Here is a 17,368-nt window from a genome sequence, read left to right as displayed (position 1 = left end):
TGGGGCTAGGGTGCCGCAAACCTTTTGCCCCCTGCGGAGACGCCGAAAATGGCCAATATCGATTATTTCCTTGCGACAATTTCGCCCTATACCTATCTCGTCGGCAACCGGCTTGAGGAAATCGCGGCAAAACATGGGGCCAGCGTCACCTATAAGCCTATGGACATCATGCAATTATTTTCCCGCACCGGGGGAAACCGCCCAAGGACCGGCATGTGTCGCGGCAGGAATACCGCCTGATGGACATGGAGCGTTCGGCAAAGATGCTGAACATGCCGTTCAATGTGAAACCCGCCCATTGGCCCACCAACATGGCGCCGTCGTCCTATGCGATCATCGCGGCGCAGAATGCCGGTGGTGGCGATCTGCCCAAACTGGTGGCGGCGATCACCCACGCCTGCTGGGCCGGGGACAAGAATATCGCGCAGGATGATGTGATCCGGGCCTGCCTTTCAGATGCGGGGTTTGACCCGGCCCTGGCCGACAGCGGGTTGCTGAGCGGGGCCGAAACCTATGCCGCCAATCTGGAAGAGGCGGTTGCGCGCGGAGTGTTCGGGGCGCCATTTTTCCTGACCGAAGACGGCGCGCGGTTCTGGGGTGTTGACCGGCTCGATCATCTGGATGCCCATCTGGCCGGCTGATGACAATCAGCGACCGGGCGGGTCATGCCATCCATTGGCAGCGCCATGGCGATGGTGCGCGCAATGCATTGTTCATCCACGGCGCGCTGGCCCATTCCGGCATCTGGCGTGACATTTTGCCGGGCCTGCCCGTTGCCGCGACAACGTTTGATTTGCCCGGTCACGGGCGCAGTGCCGATTGGCATGGCGCTGATTATCACGGCACCTGCACCGATATCGCGCGCAGTTTTTGCGCAGGCCCAACCGATCTGATCGGCCATTCCTTTGGCGCCACGCTGGCCCTGCGCCTTGCGGTGGAGCGGCCCGAATTGTGCCGGACCCTCACCCTGATCGAACCGGTGTTCTTTGCTGCCCCCCGTGCCGACATGGCGCCCGAGATTGCCGCGCATGACGCGCAGTTTGCGCAGGTTTTCGCGGCGCTGAAGGCAGAGGATAATATCGCAGCGGCGCGCCTGTTCACCGAGGTGTGGGGCGATGGCCGCCCATGGGCGGACCTGCCCGAGGGGGCGCGCAGGGCAATGGCGGCGCGGATGCCGTTGATCGCCGCCGGTGTGTCGGCCCATGACCGCGACGGAGCGGGGTTGCTGGCACCGGGGCGGATGGAGCGGCTGACGATGCCGGTGCTGTTGATCCGGGGGGATCGTTCGCCACCGGTTATCGCCGCCGCCCACCGCGCCCTGATGGCCCGCATTCCGGGTGCGAGCGAGCAGGTGATCGCCGGGGCGGGCCATATGGTGCCGCTGACCCATCCGGGGGCGGTGCGGGCGGCGGTGCTTACAGCAGTGCGATAAAGCGGTCGATCTGATCGGCGCCGATGGACCAGTCACAAACAAGGCGTGCAGAAAAATCGCCCGCCGCATTCCGTGCGCCGAAATATTCCGCCCCCGCGTCGCGCAAACGGGCGTGGGTGGCGGCGGGCAGATCGGCAAAGATCATGTTGCCCTGCACCGGATGATTTGGCGTGATGCCGGCACCTTGCAGCCCGGCGGCCAGACGGGCCGCGTTGGCATTGGCGGCGCGGGCGGTTTGCAGCCAAAGATCATCGCTCAGATAGGCCTGCATCTGCGCGCTCAGATAGCGGTGCTTGGAAAACAGATGGGCGCCGCGCTTGCGCCGTAGCTCGAATTCCCACGCCTTTTCCGGGTCGAAAATCACCGCCGCCTCAACCCCCATCAACCCATTCTTGGTGCCGCCGAATGACAGGGTGTCAACGCCCAGCCGCCATGTCATTTCCGCCGGCGTGGTGTTCAGCGCGGCGATGGCATTGGCAAAGCGGGCGCCATCCATATGCACAGGCAACCCGTGGTCGCGCGCCACCGTGGTAAGGTCTGACAGTTCGGCCAGGGAATAAAGCGTGCCGAATTCCGTCAGTTGGGTGATGGTCAGCGGCCCCGGCTGCACCCCATGCACCACCCCGCGCGGATGGCGCGCGATGGTGGCGCTCAGGCTTTCGGCTGTCATCTTGCCGTGGGGGGCCGGGACCGGCGACAGTTTGGCACCGCCGCTGAAGAATTCGGGCGCGCCGCATTCATCCACATCGGCGTGGGCCGCTTGGGCGCAAAATATCGTTTCCCATGGCTGGGCCATGGTGCCCAGCAACAGGGCATTGGCCGCCGTTCCGGTGGCCACCAGATAGACCGCCGCCTCGGGGGCCTCAAACAGATCGCGGATCTGTTGGCGCACCCCGTCCATCAGGGTGTCGGTGCCATATCCGCGTGCAAACCCGGTGTTCGCCGCGCCCAGGGCCGCCATCACGGCAGGGTGGACAGGGCCGGTATTGTCAGAGGCAAAAAACATCAGCTAGGCTCCTCGATGATATACTCTTCCCATTCTTCCTCGGGAACTTCGAATTCGGGTACGGTGATTCCCTGAACCGAGACACCGGCATCATGCACCGATTGCGCATCGCCCGAGATGAGCGGGTGCCAGTAAAATAATTGTTTGCCCTCATGCAGCAGGCGATAGGCGCAGGTGGTGGGCATCCAATAGGCGTTCTTGGCGATATTGCCCGGGGTCAGGGTGATGCATTCCGGCACGAATTGATGGCGGATCGGGTATTGCGAACAATGGCAGCTTTCCCCGTCCAGCAGCCGACAGGCCACGCGGGTCAGGGCGACCTCGCCGGTGTCTTCGTCCTCCAGCTTGTTGAGGCAACATTTGCCACAGCCGTCGCACAGGGCCTCCCATTCCTTCTTGCTCATGTTTTTCAGGGGGATACGTTCCCAGAACCGGGGGCGCAGGCCGCTGCGGTCAATCGGATCACTCATGGTGCGGCCAGAATGGCGCGGGCGCGGGCGCTGTCATCATCCATCTGGGCGATCAGCGCATCCAGACCGTCGAATTTTTCTTCGCCGCGCAGATATTCGACCAAGGCAACCGAAAGATGGGTGCCGTAAAGATCGCCTTTGAAATCGAAGAGAAAGGTTTCGATATTGGGTTGGTTTTCGCCAAACATCGGGCGCACGCCGACCGAACTGACCGCATCATAGGTGCCCGCGTGCGGGCCGCTTAAAACATCGACGCGCACCGCGTAAACGCCAAATTTTGGCGGGTGCAGCCCGGCGATGCTCATGTTGGCGGTGGGATAGCCCAGATCACGGCCCCGCTGATCGCCGTGAATCACCTCGCCCTCGATGCGGTGCATATGGCCCAGCATGGCCGCCGCGTCGCGCGGGCGGCCGTCGGACAGGGCCTCGCGGATGCGGGTGGAGGATACGGCGCCATCCTGCGCCTGTAACAGGGGCGCGATGCTGACCCCGAACCCCATGGCGGCGCCGAATGTTTCCAGATCGGGCGCGGTGCCGGCCCGGCCCTTGCCGAAACAGAAATCAGCGCCCACCACCACATGGGACAGGCCCAATCCACCCGCAATCACATCGCGGGCGAATTGTTCGGGCGTCAGCGATGACAGGCCCTTGTTGAACGCAATCTCATACAGCCGGGTGATGCCCAGCTTGGCCAGACGGTTTGCCCGGGCCTCGGCGTTCATCAACCGAAAGGGCGGCGCGTCGGGGGCGAAAAACTGTCTTGGGTGCGGTTCAAACGTCAGAACCCCAAGGGGGCAGTTCAGCCGGGTGGCGTGGGTGCGGGCGATGTCGATCACCGCGCGATGGCCCCGATGCACCCCATCGAAATTGCCGATCGCGACGCTGGCGCCGCGATTTTCGGGTGACACAAACTGATAGTCCCGGATGATCCGCATAAGGATCGGATAGCGGGGCTTTAATGGCGGTGCAAGGGTCAGTCGAATTTGCGCGAGGGGGCCAGCACCGTTGCATCGCCCGCCAGCACGGGTTTGCCATCAATGGTGCAGGTGGTGCGCAGCCCCACGCGGCGTTTGGCGTGGTCGATATCGGTCACGGTCACTTCGGCGCGCACCGTATCGCCGGGGCGCACGGGGGCCAGAAATTTAAGCGTCTGCCCCAGATAAACCGTGCCATGACCGGGCAGTTGTTCACCGATCACCGCCGAAATCAGCCCGGCGGTGAGCATCCCGTGGGCAATGCGCCCTTCGAAAATCGTGTCCCGGGCATAGGCATCGTCCAGATGCACGGGGTTGTGATCGGTGCTGACTTCGGCAAACAATTCGATATCGCGGTCGCTTATCTGTTTGGTCAGGTGGCGCGACATGCCCATTTCGATGTCTTCGATACAGATCGTGCCGCGCGGCTGATTATCGAGCATGGCGAAATCCTTTTGAAACAAATCACCCTACGCGGGTCGGATTTCGCAATAATATTACTTTGCAGGTGCAGAAAGCAAGGGGATTCCGCAGCGTGCAGCCCGATCAGCGCAACTGGCCAATGGCAAAGGTCGGCGTGGCGGGGGCGGTTTTCAGGAATTGCGCCAGCGCGTCGGGTTCAGGCTGATGGGCGGTTCCGGTTTCGGCAAGGGCCAGCCCGCCGGTGATGAACAGGGAATCCAGATCTTCGCCCATGGCACCCAGTATATCGGTGGCGATGCCATCGCCGATGCACAGGATGCGCTGGTCGGACATGTCGCGCCCGAGTTCGGTGATGCGGCGGCGCGCCAGATCATAGACCGCCGGATGGGGTTTGCCGACCATCAGCGTTTCACCGCCCATGTCGCGGTAAAGCCGGGCCAGTGCCCCGGCGCACCATTCACGTTTGTCGCCCCGGTCAACCACGATATCGGGGTTGGCGCAAAGCAGTTTCAGACCCCGGGCAATGGCCGACAGGAACTGTGGACGCATCTCGGACGGGTCGGCATATGGGTCGAACGGGCCGCAGCACAGAATGCCCGTGGCCTCGTCCAGTTTCACCCGTTCAATCGGCACCGGATCGGTGACGATCCTGATCGGGTCAAAGAACACCTCGTCGTGGGGCTGGCCGATGAAATACACCTTTTCGCCAATGGCCCCCTGAAACATCGCAACGCGGGCAGAATCGCCCGAGGTGGCGATGGAATCCCAGCAGTCGGCGGGGGTGTTGAACCGCTCCAACTGTTTGACAACGCTGGCCCTTTGGCGCGGTGCGTTGGTCAGCAGAATCACGGTGCCGCCTTTGGCCTTGAAGGCGCGCAAAGCCTCGACGGCGGCGGTATGGGCGGTGATGCCATTGTGCAGGCAGCCCCAGAGATCGCAGAACACGGCGTCGTAGTTTTCAGAAATCTCGGCGAGGGATTGGATGATGCGGGTCATGATGCTCGGGTGTTTGAGGGCGGGTTGCCCCTGTGTAAAGGCTTGCATCGGAACTGACCATAGCAGAGCCCCTACGCCCCCTGCGCCAGCCGCGCGGCCAGCCGGGTTTGTTCGGCCATGGCGGCGGGCAGGTCAAGCGTGGTGATATGCCCGTCGCGCACCACTTGGCGGCCTTCCACGAACAGGTCGCGCACCCGGGTTGGCCCGGCCAGCAATAACGCCGCGCTGTCCCAGCTTCCGGCCTGTTCAATGCCTGTGCTGTCCCACAGGGCAATATCGGCCCGCATTCCCGGTGCGATCTGGCCGATGTCGTCGCGCCCCAGCACGGCCGCACCGCCGCGCGTGGCGATCCACAGGGCCTCGTGGCCCGCCATGGCATCGGCGCCATTTGCCACCCGTTGCAGCAACATCGCCATCCGCGCCTCGGCCATCAGGTTGCCCATGTCGTTACTGGCCGACCCGTCAACCCCAAGGCCCACCCGCACCCCGGCATCGCGCATGGCGCGTACCGGCGCGATGCCCGATCCAAGACGGCAGTTGGAACAGGGGCAATGGGCCACACCGGTCAGCGAACGCGCGAACAGCGCGATTTCATCCCGGTCCAGTTTCACGCAATGGGCGTGCCAGACATCATCGCCGGTCCAGCCCAGATCTTCGGCGTATTGGCCGGGGCGGCAGCCGAAATTGGCAAGGGAATAGGCGATGTCTTCGTCATTCTCGGCCAGGTGGGTGTGCAGGCGCACGCCCTTGTCACGGGCCAGCAGGGCGGCGTCGCGCATCAATTCGCGGCTGACGGAAAAGGGCGAACAGGGCGCAACACCGACCCGGCACATGGAGCCGGGGGCGGGATCGTGAAACGCATCAATCAGGCGGATCGTATCGTTGAGGATGTCCGCCTCACGCTCGACCAGGCTGTCCGGGGGCAACCCGCCCGCGCTTTGCCCGATCGACATGGCGCCCCGTGTGGGGTGAAACCGCAACCCGATGTCGCGCGCCGCGTCGATGGTATCGTCCAGACGGGCGCCGTTGGGATACAGGTAAAGGTGGTCAGAACTGGTGGAACACCCCGACAGGGCCAGTTCGGCCAGCCCGATGGTGGCGGATACGCGCATTTCATCAGGGCCAAACCGCGCCCAGATCGGATAGAGCCGCTGCAACCAGCCAAACAGCAGCGCATCCTGCGCCCCCGGGACCGCACGGGTGAGGGTCTGAAACAGATGATGGTGGGTGTTGACCACCCCGGGGGTGACAACCACCCCCGCGCCGTTGACGATTTCGGCGCCGTTCAGGGGCAGACCAGTGCCGATTTCGGCAATCACACCGTCGCGCAGGCGAATATCGTGATCATGCAGAACCCGCCCAAAGGGGCCGGTGTTATCCATGGTCAGGATCGAACCGGCAGATTGGACAAGGGTATGGCTCATCCCGTGACGCCGCGCAAAAGCGCCAGCGCCTCGGCGTGGATTTCGCGGTTGGCGGCCGCCAGAACGCGGCCACCCTGATGCACCGGCCCGCCCGTCCAATCGGTTACGATGCCCCCTGCCGCCTCGATCACCGCCAGAGGGGCCTGAATGTCATAGGCATAAAGCCCCGCTTCGATGACCAGATCAATCTGACCCGCCGCAATCAGGGCATAGGCATAGCAATCGGTGCCATACCGGGTCAGCCTCGCCCGGGACGATACGGCACGAAACGCCGCGCCTTCATCCGCGCTGCCCACTTCGGGGAAAGTGGTGAACAGGATTGCATCGGACAGGGGGCGGGCAGGGCGACAGCGCAGGGTGCGCCGCCCCTGCGGCCCCTCGCTCCACGCCTGACCAAAGCCGCCGACAAAACGTTCACCGATATAGGGTTGGTCAATCACGCCAAGGGCGGGGCCACTGGCTTCGCCCACGGCAATCAGCACGCCCCAGGTGGGGGTGCCCGACAGAAACCCCCGGGTGCCATCAATCGGATCAAGCACCCAGGTCAGCCCGCTGGTGCCGGGGGTATGGCCGAATTCTTCGCCATGGATCGCATCATCCGGGCGCTGCTGGGACAGCACGGCGCGCATCGCCTGTTCGGCGGCGCGATCGCCTTCTGTAACCGGGTCAAACCCACTGTCCGCCTTGTTATCGCTCGTCAGCTCTTCGGTACGAAAATACCGCAGGGTTTCGGGGCGGGCCGCATCGGCAAGGGCCAATGCGCAGGCAATCAGTTTCGATTGAGTGTCTTGATCCATTCCGCCGTCCCCTAAATGCTTTCCCGAACGGGTAAGGGGGCGGCGCGACGGGTCAAGAGAGCGACGTCACCTCAGGCGGCGTCGCTAAGCACGCGGGCCAGCTCAAACAACCGGCGACGCTGATTTTCGGGAATGGCGTAATATGAACGCACCAGTTCCAGGGCTTCGCGGTCGGCAAGGATGTCTCCGCGAACATGGCCATCGGCGGACACTTCACCGACGCTGTCTTCAACCATACCCTCAAAGAAATAGGCGACCGGCACATCAAGCGCCGCCGAGATATCCCAGAGCCGCGAGGCGCTGACACGGTTCATCCCGGTTTCGTATTTCTGTATCTGCTGGAATTTGATCCCGACAAGTTCGGCAAGCTGTTGCTGGGTCATGCCCAACATCCAACGACGGTGGCGTACCCGCTTGCCAACATGTACATCTACGGGATGTTTCATAATCACTACTCCTGAACTCACGCTTGTATGCCAATGAACCCAGAAACGAACATCAACTCAACCTAGCTTTTAAGACAGGTTCGTTATGAATTCGTTAAAAGTGTTTATCAACAGTGGGTTAATGACGGTGTTGTGAACGGCTCGGCGTCTTGGGTGGGTGACAAACTCGCCTCTAGGGTGTTTTTGTTGACTTTCGCGCCCGATATTTCGGCCTGCGACCTGTGGGAGACTAAAAGAGACTCGGCCTTTCGCTCAGGTTGTTCACGTTTTGGCGCCCCTACGTACGGAGTAAAGGATGCAAGCCTTTCAGGTTACTGATCACGAATCACCCCCGGCCCTGGCCGAAATCCAACCACCCGCACCGGGTCCGGGGCAGGTGGCGGTGCGAATCGCGGCCTGTGGTCTGAATTTTGCCGATCTCTTGATGGCACAGGGCAGGTATCAGGAACGCCCGCCGCTGCCGTTTACCCTGGGGATGGAACTGGCCGGGACGATCACGGCCCACGGCCCGGATGTGGACGGCCCGGCCATTGGCACCCGGGTGGCGGTGTTTTCCGGCCATGGCGGGTTGGCGCAGGAAGGGGTGTTTGAGGCCGCGCGCTGTGTGCCGCTGCCCGATGCGATGCCCTTTGACCACGGGGCCGCTTTTCAGGTGGCCTATGGCACCGCCCATGTGGCGCTGGCCCATCGTGCAAATCTGCAACCGGGTGAAACCCTGCTGGTGCTGGGGGCCGCCGGTGGTGTAGGCTTGACGGCGGTGGAAATCGGCAAATTGATGGGCGCGCGGGTGATTGCCTGCGCCCGGGGCGCGGCAAAGTTAGGGGTGGCGCGGGCCGCCGGTGCGGATGTGCTGATCGACAGCGAAACGAATGATCTGCGCGGCGCCCTGAAGGATCTTGGCGGTGTCGATGTGGTCTATGATCCGGTTGGGGGCGATTTGTTTCGCGCCGCCATGGGGGCCTGCCGCCCCGAAGCGCGGATTGTGATTGTGGGCTTTGCCAGTGGCGATATTCCCCAGGTGCCGGCCAATCATCTGCTGGTCAAGAACATCACGCTCATGGGGTATTACTGGGGCGGATACATGCGGTTCAAACCCTCGGTCCTGACCGACAGCCTGCAACAGCTTTATGCGTGGTATGGCGCGGGCCGCCTGCACCCCCATATCAGCCACCTTCTGCCGCTGGAGCGTGCCGCCGAAGGGCTGGAACTTCTGCGCAGCCGCGCCTCGACCGGCAAGGTGGTGATCACCACCGATTGACGGCCTGCCTCAGCCCCCGCGCCCCAGCCGCGCAAACAAGCGCAACCCGTGCGCCGCATCATCCGCCGCCACGGGCAACAGCGGATCATAGGCGGCGCGGATCAGATCACCGATTTCGGGGCGCAGGATGGTGGCCCCGCCCGGCGCCACCGCCAGCGGCGAACGGTCGCCAAAGGCGCGATCCGACCACAGCAAAACCGCCTGCACCGCCTGTGACAGCGCCAGCGTTTCCGCCGGGATGTCGGACAAATGCCGATCCATGCGCAGGAACACAAAGGCAGCCTTGATGCCGCCGTCGGGGTCGAACCGGAAAATCCGGTATTGGTTGGCGTCGGCGTCGCTCAGCCGGTCCAGCAGAGGCATCAGATCGGGGATCATCCGCTCCAGCCCCGGCAAATCGCGCAACTCATCCCAGTCGCGCAGAAAGAACACCATCAGATTGGCGCCCAGCTCAGGGTCCGTTTCGGCCATCTTGTGGCCGGCCAATGTCACCACTGCCTCGATCGCGCCCTTGATGACGGGCAGGGTCGCATCGTCTACGCCGAAAACCACCGGCACAATGGGCCGCCCCCAGCGGGCAAAGGCAAAGCGCCCGTCACCGCGGGTGAACAGGGCGTCCACATCTTCGGGGGTCAACGCCGCGCCGTCGCTCACAGGGCCGCCGCGACCTCGTCCGAAAAGTCGAAATTGGCGGTGACGGTCTGCACGTCGTCGTCATCTTCCAGCGCCTCGATCAGCTTCATCAGCTTCTGGGCGTCGTCCAGCTCCAACTCGGTGCGGGTCTGGGGTTTCCAGACCAGCTTGGTGGATTGCGATTCGCCCAGGGCCGTTTCCAGCGCGTTTGACACGTCATTCAGATCGGTGTCGGCGCAATAGATGTAGTGGCCTTCGTCGTCATGCTCGACATCCTCGGCGCCCGCTTCGATGGCGGCCATCATGATGTCATCTTCGCTGCCGGCCTCGGCGGGATAGGTGATTTCACCCTTGCGGTCGAACATGAACGACACACTGCCGGTTTCACCCAGATTGCCGCCGTTCTTGGTAAAGGTCGACCGCACGTTGCTGGCGGTGCGGTTGCGGTTGTCGGTCATGGTTTCAACAATAACCGCCACACCGTTGGGGCCATACCCCTCATAGCGGATCTCGTCGTAATTCTCGGCGTCGCCCCCGCTGGCCTTGTTGATCGCGCGCTGGATCACATCCTTGGGCACGGAAACCGATTTGGCCTCTTTCACGGCAAGGCGCAGGCGGGGGTTCTTGTCGGGATCCGGGTCGCCCATCTTGGCGGCGACGGTGATTTCCTTGGACAGCTTGGAAAACAGCTTTGCGCGCTGGGCGTCCTGGCGCCCCTTGCGATGCTGGATGTTCGCCCATTTTGAATGGCCTGCCATGGTGCCTGCTCTCCGCTTGCGTCTGAGGATAATCGTTGCTCTTTACCGCAGGTCCGGGGCGGCGTTCAAGCCTCCATGCTCACGCAACGGCGCGGTTGCGTGCCAGCGGGCCCCGCCCCTGCGGATGCAGGGGTGGGGGCTTGGGGTGGCGCCGCACGGCGCCTCCGGCGGATCAAACGCCGTCGGGTATGCCAAATCGGGCGGTTTCGATGGCGATAACCGAGGTGCCGCCATCCGCAAGCCGCACCAGAACCCGGCGCGCGGCCAAAACCCCGGATGGCAGGGTTACCTCATATCCCAACAAATGCGGACAGCCCGACAGCCGCCCCTGCCACACCCGCGCCGTGCCGGGACGGGGCGCCACGCAAAGCGTGCCATCGCTAAATTGCACCGTCACCGTATTGCGATACAGGATCGCGGTGCGCGGCCCCGCACCCGTGGTGTCAGGGGCAACCAGCGGCCCTGACGGCGCGCATCCGGCCAACCCCAAAACCGCAGCAATGACCAGCCCGCGCATCACAGGGGCCAGATCAAGGGAATCATTACACATGCACTCAGCCCCAACAGAATGTTCAGGGGAATCCCCACCCGCATGAAATCGGTAAACCGGTATCCCCCTGGCCCATAGACCAGCATATTCGTCTGATACCCGATAGGGGTCGAAAACGCCGCCGACGCGGCAAACATCACCGCCACCACAAGGCCCCGGGGGTCCAGCCCCAAAGCATTGCCCAGCTCAATCGCGATCGGCGTAAAAATCACCGCCACCGCATTGTTCGACACCAATTCTGTCAGGGTCGAGGCCAACAGATAAACGCAAAGGATCACCGCCAGGGGCGGCAGCGCGGCCAGCCAGGGTTCCAGCGCGCCCACCAGCATGGTAACAGCGCCCGAGCTTTGCATGGCGGCCCCTACGGCCAGCATGGCAAAGATCAGCGCCAACAATCGCCCCTCGACAAAGGTAAACGCCTCATCCGCGTCGATGCAACGCGACAACAGGATCACCGTCACCGCCAGCACCGCCAGCGCAAAGATCGGCGCGACGTTGAAAGCGGCCAGAATCACCACCGCCCCCAGCGCGCCAATGGCAATGGGCGCCTTGCCCCGGCGATACGCCTGAGCGGCCGGCTTTGCCACATCCACCAGGTTCATGTCCTGCGCGATCCGGCGAATATCTTCGGGTGTGCCCTCCAGCAAAAGCGTATCGCCCACCCGCACGACCACTTCGTCCAGCTTGCGCCCGATGTTCTGGTTGCGCCGGTGAACCGCCAGCGGATACACCCCATAGCGCCGCCGCAGACGCATGGCACCAAGGCTGCGCCCGACCATCCGCGCGCCGGGTGTGATCAGCACCTCAACCGTTTCCGTCGCAACCGAGCTGAGCTTGTCGACCGGGCGCAGGTTCGGATCCTGTTGCAGGCCCAAAAGTTCGGCCATCTCGGTGCGCAGCACCACCCTGTCGCCCGCTTCCAATGTTACATTGCCCAGATCGCGCCGCAGCGACGCGTCACCGCGCAGCACATCGATCACCCGCACGCCTTCGCGCTGGAACAGCGCCACCTCCGAAGGTTTCTCGCCGATCAGGTCAGAATCATGGGGCAGGGCGACCTCGGTGAAATACTTCATCCGCCGCCGGTCGCTCAGCATCACCCCCATGGATTGACGGTCGGGCAACAGCCGCCGCCCGATCAACGCCATATAGGCCCCGCCAAGACAGACCTGCAACAGCCCCAGCGGCGCGATTTCGAAGATCGAAAACCCCTCCATCCGGTTTTGCCGTGCCACCCCGTCAACCAACAGGTTGGTCGAGGTGCCGATCAGGGTGATCGTCCCGCCAAGGATTGCCGCATAACTTAGTGGAATCAACAGTCTGGATGGTGAAATGCCCATCCGCTGGGCCAGTTGCATGAACACCGGAATCATCACCACCACCACCGGGGTGTTGTTCATGAATGCGCTGCCGATGGCGACAATGACAAGGCTCAGAACCACGGTCAGAACCGGGCGCGTTTCGGCGTTGCGGTCGGCCTGCTGGGTCAGCCACAGCAAGGCGCCAGTGCGCACCAACCCGCCCATGACAAGGAACATCGCGGCAATCGTCCAGGGGGCCGGGTTTGAAAAAACGGCAACGGCATCTTCATAGGGCAACAACCCCAGAACAAACATCACCGAGGCCCCGGCAATCGCCACGACTTCGGTGGGATAGACCTCGCTTGCGAACATCACCAGCATGACCAGGATGATCGCAAAGCACAGGATCGCCTGCACCATTGGGTCGAAACTGAACAGTTCCATCAATATCGCCCTTCCGGCCCCGCCACCCGTGCAGACTCTAGCGGTCTCGGGGCTGACGACAAGGGCGCTTTTCAATCGCGGTTGAACCAGAAATACACCCATCAGCAAAATTGCAAGGGCCAGCCAGATGCCCCCCGTATATCGCTCACCCAGCAATGCCATCGACCATCCGATCCCGGCCACCGTCACGATATAACTCATCTGCGCCGCAAAGACCGACCCGGCCTGCCCCACCAGCCAGAGACATAGGTGGTATAGACAATCGTGTTGACGCAGGCCGACAGGATCAGCGCCAGATCGGGCGCCGGTAGTGGCTCAGCCCGGCCAGCCGCCGCCAGCTAAACCGCTCATTGCCAAGGGGCAGGGCAATGGGAAAGGCAAACATCGGCACCAAAGACATCAGAATGGCCAGAACCCCGCCCGGCAGACGGATCGCCGCCGTGTAGGATGCGGAATTGGGCAGCACCGTCCCGACCAGCGCGATCACGAAATACAGGCGCCGATGCACAGCCCCCAGCGGCAGGCGCCGCCGCCGCGCCAGTGTCACACTGCCCAACAAGAGAATTCCAATCACCTGTTGCCAGAAGATCAGCCCAAAATGGCGATACCCTTCGCCCACCGCGACCTTGCCCAAGGGAATGGAAAGCCCCCGGCCTGCGCCAAGACACACCAAAACCACAAACAGCCCGGCCCGGCTGGTCACGCCGCGCCCTGCTTTTTACTGATGAAAATACTCCCGCCGGAGGCTCCGCCGCCTGCACCGCGCCGGAACGTCGCGCTCAGGGCGCTGCCCCCTGCAACCGCCCGCCTTCGCGCACCATGGCCACCTTCACGGCCTTGCCCGTGGCATCGTCGGTTTCCACAAACAACCCCGACAGGGTGGCCGGTCCGGCGGCAGGGGTAAAACGGCCCTTGCTCATGCCGGTGATGAACCGGTTCAGGGGTTCGGCCTTGTCCATGCCGATAACCGAATCGTAATCGCCGCACATTCCCGCGTCGCTTTGAAAGGCGGTGCCCCGGGGCAGGATCATCGCGTCGGCGGTGGGCACATGGGTGTGGGTGCCGACAACCACGCTGGCCTTGCCATCGCACCAATGGCCCATGGCCATCTTTTCGCTTGTGGCCTCGCAATGCATGTCCACCAGCGCGGCATTCACCTGCACCCCCAAAGGCGCGGCCTTCAGCACCGGTTCGATGGCGGAAAACGGATCGTCAAAGGGGCGCTTCATGAACACCTGCCCCAGAACCTGCGCCACCAGAACCTTGCGCCCGCCGGGGGCCGGAAACACCCGCGCCCCGCGCCCGGGCGCCGCCTTGGAAAAATTCAGCGGCCTAATGATCCGCGGTTCCTCTTCCACAAAGCGCAGCATGTCTTTCTGATCGAACGCATGATCGCCCAGGGTCAGAACATCGGCCCCCGCCGCCAGCAATGCCTTGGCGTGATCCGCCGAAAGCCCGGCCCCGTTGGTGGCGTTTTCACCGTTGACCACGACAAAATCCAGCCGCCAGGCGTCACGCAGCCCGGCCAGCCGTTCGGTGATGGCGGCGCGCCCGGCGCGGCCCATCACATCGCCCAGAAAAAGTAATCTCATGGCGCAGCCCTAGTGCGCGCCGGGGGCAGGGACAAGAGAATTGCTCCTGCCCGCGCCGCCCAAACGCTCAGCCTTCGACCTGATCCGCCGGTTTCGCGTTCAACTGGCCGTATTTCTCGGCACCGATATCGTCAAACAGGGCAATCTGGGTTTCGAGGAAATCAATATGGCCCTCTTCATCGGTGATCAGCGATTCGAACAGCCCCTTTGAGGTGAAATCACCCACGGATTCGCAATGTTTGCGGGCCTCGATATACAGGGTGCGCGCGTCATGTTCGCCTGCCAGATCTGCCTCAAGGGTTTCGCGCAGGGTTTGGCCAATGCGCAGCGGGTCCAGTTTTTGCAGGTTCGGATGGCCCTCAAGGAACAAAATCCGTTCGATCAACCGATCGGCGTGGTTCATTTCCTCGATGCTTTCGGCGCGGGATTTGGCGGCGATATGGCCATAGCCCCAATCCTCTTGCAGGCGGTAATGCAGCCAGTACTGGCTCACGGCGGTCAATTCGCTGCGCAGAGCCTTGTTGAGATATTCGATGACTTTCGTGTCGCCCTTCATGAGGAATTCACCTGTGTCTTGGCGCGACGCAAGCCGCGCAGTTGCATGGGTACTTCGAATGTGTCGGAATTTCTCATGGTGTCAAGGAACAGCGGCAGGCACCCGCCGCAATCGGCGCGTTTGCCAAGGGCGCGAAAAATTTTTCCGGCGGTGATGACGGTTGCCGGGTCCGAGGCGCGCATCCAATCAACGGCGCTGCGAATCTCGGTGTCGGAAATACCGTTGCAGTGGCAGATCATCATGTGCGGTGCAAAACCTGTATCTGGTATGGCTTGCGTCAACACCTGACAAAATCTCTCGGATTTGTCAATTCCGATAAATTCACTCTGATAATGCCTGTCAGGGGACAATAACGCCGTGTTCGGTCACGATCATGTCAAGGGGCTGATCGGTGGGTTCCAATGGCAGGTCATCGGCCTCTTGCGCGGCAAAGGCAAACCCGATGGCAAGGGTGGGGCGCTGGTTGCGCAGGCCCTCAAGGGTGCGATCATAAAACCCGCCGCCATAGCCCAGCCGCCCGCCAGTGCGGGCAAAGGCGACAAGCGGCACGATCAGGATTTCGGGACTCATCCATTCGGGATTGGCCGGGATCATCGCGCCGAACGGGCCTGCCACCAGATCGCAATCGGGGGACCACAGGGCAAATCGCAGGGGCGCCCCTGCGCGCTCGATCACCGGCACGCCCACGGGGCCATGGGCGGCGGCCTCGGCCATGGCCGGGGTCGGGTCAATCTCGGTGCGGATCGGCAGGAAACCAGAGACAGGCACCCCGCGATACCCGGCCAGAACCGCGCTCAGATGCCCTGCCGCGCCGGGATGGGCGGCGTCAAAGGCGGCCTTGCGCCGGGTGAATGCGGCGCGGCGGGCCTCGCGCTTGCGGGTCTCAAGCGTCATATGAGCAGGGCTGCCGCCAGCCCGAGAAAGGCGAAAAAGCCGACCACATCGGTCACCGTGGTCACAAACGCCCCCGAGGCCAGCGCCGGATCGACCCCGACCTTTTCCAGAACCATGGGAATTGCCACGCCCGCCAACCCGGCCACCACCAGATTGATCACCATGGCCATGCCCAGCACCACGCCCAGCATCGGCGTGCCGAACCAGACAACCCCGACGATCCCCATGATCAGCGCGAACATGCAGCCATTCAGCAGCCCCGCCACCACCTCGCGGCGTACCACCCGCAGGGCGTTGGAGGATGTAAGGTCGCGCGTGGCCAGGGCGCGCACGGCCACGGTCATGGATTGCGTCGCCGCATTGCCCCCCATAGAGGCAACGATGGGCATCAGAACAGCCAGCGCCACCACCGCCGCCAGCGTCGATTCGAACTGGGCAATCACCAGCGATGCCAGAATCGCCGTGACCAGATTGACCGCCAGCCAGGGAAAGCGGCGGCGCACAATGGCAAGGGTGCTGTCCGACAGGCTTTCGTCGCCCACACCGGCCAGACGCAGGATGTCTTCCTCGTTTTCTTCACTCAGCACGATCATCGCGTCGTCGATGGTGATAATCCCGACGAGGCGTCCATCATCATCCACGACGGGGGCGGAAATCAGGTGATACTGGTTGAACGCATAGGCCACGTCGGCCTCGGGTTCGTCCACCTCGAAGGTGCGGAAACTGTCCTCGATGATATCGGCCAGCTTGATCTGGCGGCGCGATGACATGAGTTTGCCAAGGGTGACATATCCGGTGGGGCGCAGGCGCGGATCGACCAGAATCAGGTGATAGAACTGATCCGGCAGGTCGTCATGCCCGCGCATGAAATCGATCGCTTCGCCCACGGTCCAATGGGCGGGGGCCATCACCACCTCGCGTTGCATCAGACGACCGGCGGAATATTCAGGGAAGGACAGGGCGCGTTCGACGGCCAGCCGGTCTCCGGCCTCCAGCACGTCGAGAATCGCATCCTGCTGGGGCTTTTCCAGATCCTCCAGCAGATCGACCACATCGTCGGATTCCATCTCGCGCACAGCGTCGGACAGAACCTGTGGCGACAGGGCCGCGATCACCTGTTCGCGGATGGCTTCATCAAGTTCCGACAGGATTTCGCCGTCGAATTCCTTGCCATAAAGGATAATCAGCCGCTCTCGGTCGTCGGAATCGATCTGTTCCAGAAGGTCGGCGATGTCGGCGGCGTGCAGCGGCTCCATCAGCGCGGTCAGGGTGACGGCATCGCCCGCTTCGACCGCGTCAAGAATTGCCGCAACCGCGCGGCGGTTCAGTACATAGGCGTCTTCATCATCCCCGTCGATGTCTGTGGTCACGTCCTGATCGCTCATGGGCTGCCCTTTATGCTGATTTCCTTTTC

The 17,368-nt window shown here is 62.9% G+C and carries 19 protein-coding genes and 2 pseudogenes; 3 read left to right on the top strand and 18 right to left on the bottom strand.

Annotated features, from left to right (window positions below):
* The first annotated feature begins 48 nt into the window (after nucleotides 1-48).
* A pseudogene (locus tag AC0L7P_RS17700) lies at nucleotides 49-641 on the top strand (DsbA family protein).
* Nucleotides 641-1,432: an alpha/beta fold hydrolase gene (locus AC0L7P_RS17695; protein ID WP_473433906.1), complete on the top strand. Its 792-nt coding sequence runs from the start codon at nucleotides 641-643 to the stop codon at nucleotides 1,430-1,432. The pseudogene AC0L7P_RS17700 and the gene AC0L7P_RS17695 overlap by 1 nt, the downstream one beginning before the upstream one ends.
* Here AC0L7P_RS17695 and AC0L7P_RS17690 read toward each other — a convergent pair.
* The 8 genes from AC0L7P_RS17690 to AC0L7P_RS17655 form a co-directional block, all read right to left on the bottom strand.
* A complete protein-coding gene (locus AC0L7P_RS17690; RefSeq protein WP_473433905.1) occupies nucleotides 1,416-2,438 on the bottom strand; it encodes a threonine aldolase family protein in 1,023 nt (340 codons plus the stop codon). The genes AC0L7P_RS17695 and AC0L7P_RS17690 overlap by 17 nt on opposite strands.
* Entirely contained in the window at nucleotides 2,438-2,908 is a 471-nt protein-coding gene (locus AC0L7P_RS17685; RefSeq protein ID WP_473433904.1) for a YcgN family cysteine cluster protein, read from the bottom strand. Before AC0L7P_RS17685 ends, AC0L7P_RS17690 begins: the two co-directional genes overlap by 1 nt.
* Complete coding sequence (locus AC0L7P_RS17680) at nucleotides 2,905-3,843, bottom strand: bifunctional riboflavin kinase/FAD synthetase (RefSeq protein WP_473433903.1); 939 nt, start codon at nucleotides 3,841-3,843, stop codon at nucleotides 2,905-2,907. The genes AC0L7P_RS17685 and AC0L7P_RS17680 overlap by 4 nt, the downstream gene beginning before the upstream one ends.
* A gap of 38 nt (nucleotides 3,844-3,881) precedes the next feature.
* Nucleotides 3,882-4,325 carry a MaoC family dehydratase gene (locus AC0L7P_RS17675; RefSeq protein WP_473433902.1) on the bottom strand — a complete coding sequence of 148 codons (444 nt, stop codon included), beginning with the start codon at nucleotides 4,323-4,325 and terminating at the stop codon, nucleotides 3,882-3,884.
* A 103-nt stretch (nucleotides 4,326-4,428) separates the two neighbouring features.
* Complete coding sequence (locus AC0L7P_RS17670; protein WP_473435498.1) at nucleotides 4,429-5,301, bottom strand: TIGR01459 family HAD-type hydrolase; 873 nt, start codon at nucleotides 5,299-5,301, stop codon at nucleotides 4,429-4,431.
* 71 nt (nucleotides 5,302-5,372) lie between these two features.
* Nucleotides 5,373-6,725 (bottom strand): 8-oxoguanine deaminase, encoded by a 1,353-nt coding sequence (locus tag AC0L7P_RS17665; RefSeq protein WP_473433901.1) that lies wholly within the window; start codon nucleotides 6,723-6,725, stop codon nucleotides 5,373-5,375.
* The gene (locus AC0L7P_RS17660) at nucleotides 6,722-7,522 is read right to left on the bottom strand and encodes an inositol monophosphatase family protein (RefSeq protein WP_473433900.1); all 801 of its coding nucleotides are present in this window, start codon (nucleotides 7,520-7,522) and stop codon (nucleotides 6,722-6,724) included. The genes AC0L7P_RS17665 and AC0L7P_RS17660 overlap by 4 nt, the downstream gene beginning before the upstream one ends.
* 71 nt (nucleotides 7,523-7,593) lie before the next feature.
* Nucleotides 7,594-7,968 carry a helix-turn-helix domain-containing protein gene (locus tag AC0L7P_RS17655; protein WP_473433899.1) on the bottom strand — a complete coding sequence of 125 codons (375 nt, stop codon included), beginning with the start codon at nucleotides 7,966-7,968 and terminating at the stop codon, nucleotides 7,594-7,596.
* A gap of 295 nt (nucleotides 7,969-8,263) precedes the next feature.
* On the opposite strand from AC0L7P_RS17655, the gene AC0L7P_RS17650 reads away from it, so the two are divergent.
* Entirely contained in the window at nucleotides 8,264-9,226 is a 963-nt protein-coding gene (locus tag AC0L7P_RS17650; protein ID WP_473433898.1) for an NADPH:quinone oxidoreductase family protein, read from the top strand.
* A gap of 9 nt (nucleotides 9,227-9,235) precedes the next feature.
* On the opposite strand, the gene AC0L7P_RS17645 is transcribed toward AC0L7P_RS17650, so the two are convergent.
* The 10 genes and pseudogenes from AC0L7P_RS17645 to mgtE form a co-directional block, all read right to left on the bottom strand.
* Nucleotides 9,236-9,862, bottom strand: coding sequence for a hypothetical protein (locus AC0L7P_RS17645; RefSeq protein ID WP_473435497.1), 627 nt, complete (start codon nucleotides 9,860-9,862; stop codon nucleotides 9,236-9,238).
* 14 nt (nucleotides 9,863-9,876) lie between these two features.
* The gene (locus tag AC0L7P_RS17640) at nucleotides 9,877-10,617 is read right to left on the bottom strand and encodes a YebC/PmpR family DNA-binding transcriptional regulator (RefSeq protein ID WP_473433897.1); all 741 of its coding nucleotides are present in this window, start codon (nucleotides 10,615-10,617) and stop codon (nucleotides 9,877-9,879) included.
* Between the two features lie 172 nt (nucleotides 10,618-10,789).
* Entirely contained in the window at nucleotides 10,790-11,167 is a 378-nt protein-coding gene (locus tag AC0L7P_RS17635; RefSeq protein WP_473433896.1) for a hypothetical protein, read from the bottom strand.
* The gene (locus AC0L7P_RS17630; RefSeq protein WP_473433895.1) at nucleotides 11,134-13,113 is read right to left on the bottom strand and encodes an SLC13 family permease; all 1,980 of its coding nucleotides are present in this window, start codon (nucleotides 13,111-13,113) and stop codon (nucleotides 11,134-11,136) included. The genes AC0L7P_RS17635 and AC0L7P_RS17630 overlap by 34 nt, the downstream gene beginning before the upstream one ends.
* A gap of 85 nt (nucleotides 13,114-13,198) precedes the next feature.
* On the bottom strand, nucleotides 13,199-13,615 hold the full coding sequence (locus AC0L7P_RS17625; protein WP_473433894.1) for an EamA family transporter: 417 nt from the start codon (nucleotides 13,613-13,615) through the stop codon (nucleotides 13,199-13,201).
* 76 nt (nucleotides 13,616-13,691) lie between these two features.
* Nucleotides 13,692-14,504: a TIGR00282 family metallophosphoesterase gene (locus AC0L7P_RS17620; protein WP_473433893.1), complete on the bottom strand. Its 813-nt coding sequence runs from the start codon at nucleotides 14,502-14,504 to the stop codon at nucleotides 13,692-13,694.
* A gap of 67 nt (nucleotides 14,505-14,571) precedes the next feature.
* Nucleotides 14,572-15,060 (bottom strand): bacterioferritin, encoded by a 489-nt coding sequence (gene bfr, locus AC0L7P_RS17615; protein WP_473433892.1) that lies wholly within the window; start codon nucleotides 15,058-15,060, stop codon nucleotides 14,572-14,574.
* 20 nt (nucleotides 15,061-15,080) lie between these two features.
* Nucleotides 15,081-15,302, bottom strand: a pseudogene (locus AC0L7P_RS17610) ((2Fe-2S)-binding protein); the annotation flags it as partial.
* Nucleotides 15,303-15,399: 97 nt separating this feature from the next.
* Nucleotides 15,400-15,954, bottom strand: coding sequence for a 5-formyltetrahydrofolate cyclo-ligase (locus AC0L7P_RS17605; protein WP_473433891.1), 555 nt, complete (start codon nucleotides 15,952-15,954; stop codon nucleotides 15,400-15,402).
* Nucleotides 15,951-17,339, bottom strand: a complete 1,389-nt coding sequence (mgtE, locus tag AC0L7P_RS17600; RefSeq protein ID WP_473433890.1) for a magnesium transporter — start codon at nucleotides 17,337-17,339, stop codon at nucleotides 15,951-15,953. The genes AC0L7P_RS17605 and mgtE overlap by 4 nt, the downstream gene beginning before the upstream one ends.
* Between the last annotated feature and the right edge of the window lie 29 nt (nucleotides 17,340-17,368).

Source organism: Oceaniglobus sp. K40-3, assembly GCF_055808395.1.
Note: the sequence above shows the minus strand (reverse complement) of the source record. Positions and strands in the feature narration are given on the sequence as shown.

Coding starts and splice junctions, on each gene's coding strand:
- AC0L7P_RS17695 (WP_473433906.1), top strand. CDS start 641: ATGACAATCAGCGACCGGGCGGGTCATGCCATCCATTGGCAGCGCCAT.
- AC0L7P_RS17690 (WP_473433905.1), bottom strand. CDS start 2,438: ATGTTTTTTGCCTCTGACAATACCGGCCCTGTCCACCCTGCCGTGATG.
- AC0L7P_RS17685 (WP_473433904.1), bottom strand. CDS start 2,908: ATGAGTGATCCGATTGACCGCAGCGGCCTGCGCCCCCGGTTCTGGGAA.
- AC0L7P_RS17680 (WP_473433903.1), bottom strand. CDS start 3,843: ATGCGGATCATCCGGGACTATCAGTTTGTGTCACCCGAAAATCGCGGC.
- AC0L7P_RS17675 (WP_473433902.1), bottom strand. CDS start 4,325: ATGCTCGATAATCAGCCGCGCGGCACGATCTGTATCGAAGACATCGAA.
- AC0L7P_RS17670 (WP_473435498.1), bottom strand. CDS start 5,301: ATGACCCGCATCATCCAATCCCTCGCCGAGATTTCTGAAAACTACGAC.
- AC0L7P_RS17665 (WP_473433901.1), bottom strand. CDS start 6,725: ATGAGCCATACCCTTGTCCAATCTGCCGGTTCGATCCTGACCATGGAT.
- AC0L7P_RS17660 (WP_473433900.1), bottom strand. CDS start 7,522: ATGGATCAAGACACTCAATCGAAACTGATTGCCTGCGCATTGGCCCTT.
- AC0L7P_RS17655 (WP_473433899.1), bottom strand. CDS start 7,968: ATGAAACATCCCGTAGATGTACATGTTGGCAAGCGGGTACGCCACCGT.
- AC0L7P_RS17650 (WP_473433898.1), top strand. CDS start 8,264: ATGCAAGCCTTTCAGGTTACTGATCACGAATCACCCCCGGCCCTGGCC.
- AC0L7P_RS17640 (WP_473433897.1), bottom strand. CDS start 10,617: ATGGCAGGCCATTCAAAATGGGCGAACATCCAGCATCGCAAGGGGCGC.
- AC0L7P_RS17635 (WP_473433896.1), bottom strand. CDS start 11,167: ATGTGTAATGATTCCCTTGATCTGGCCCCTGTGATGCGCGGGCTGGTC.
- AC0L7P_RS17630 (WP_473433895.1), bottom strand. CDS start 13,113: ATGAGTTATATCGTGACGGTGGCCGGGATCGGATGGTCGATGGCATTG.
- AC0L7P_RS17620 (WP_473433893.1), bottom strand. CDS start 14,504: ATGAGATTACTTTTTCTGGGCGATGTGATGGGCCGCGCCGGGCGCGCC.
- bfr (WP_473433892.1), bottom strand. CDS start 15,060: ATGAAGGGCGACACGAAAGTCATCGAATATCTCAACAAGGCTCTGCGC.
- AC0L7P_RS17605 (WP_473433891.1), bottom strand. CDS start 15,954: ATGACGCTTGAGACCCGCAAGCGCGAGGCCCGCCGCGCCGCATTCACC.
- mgtE (WP_473433890.1), bottom strand. CDS start 17,339: ATGAGCGATCAGGACGTGACCACAGACATCGACGGGGATGATGAAGAC.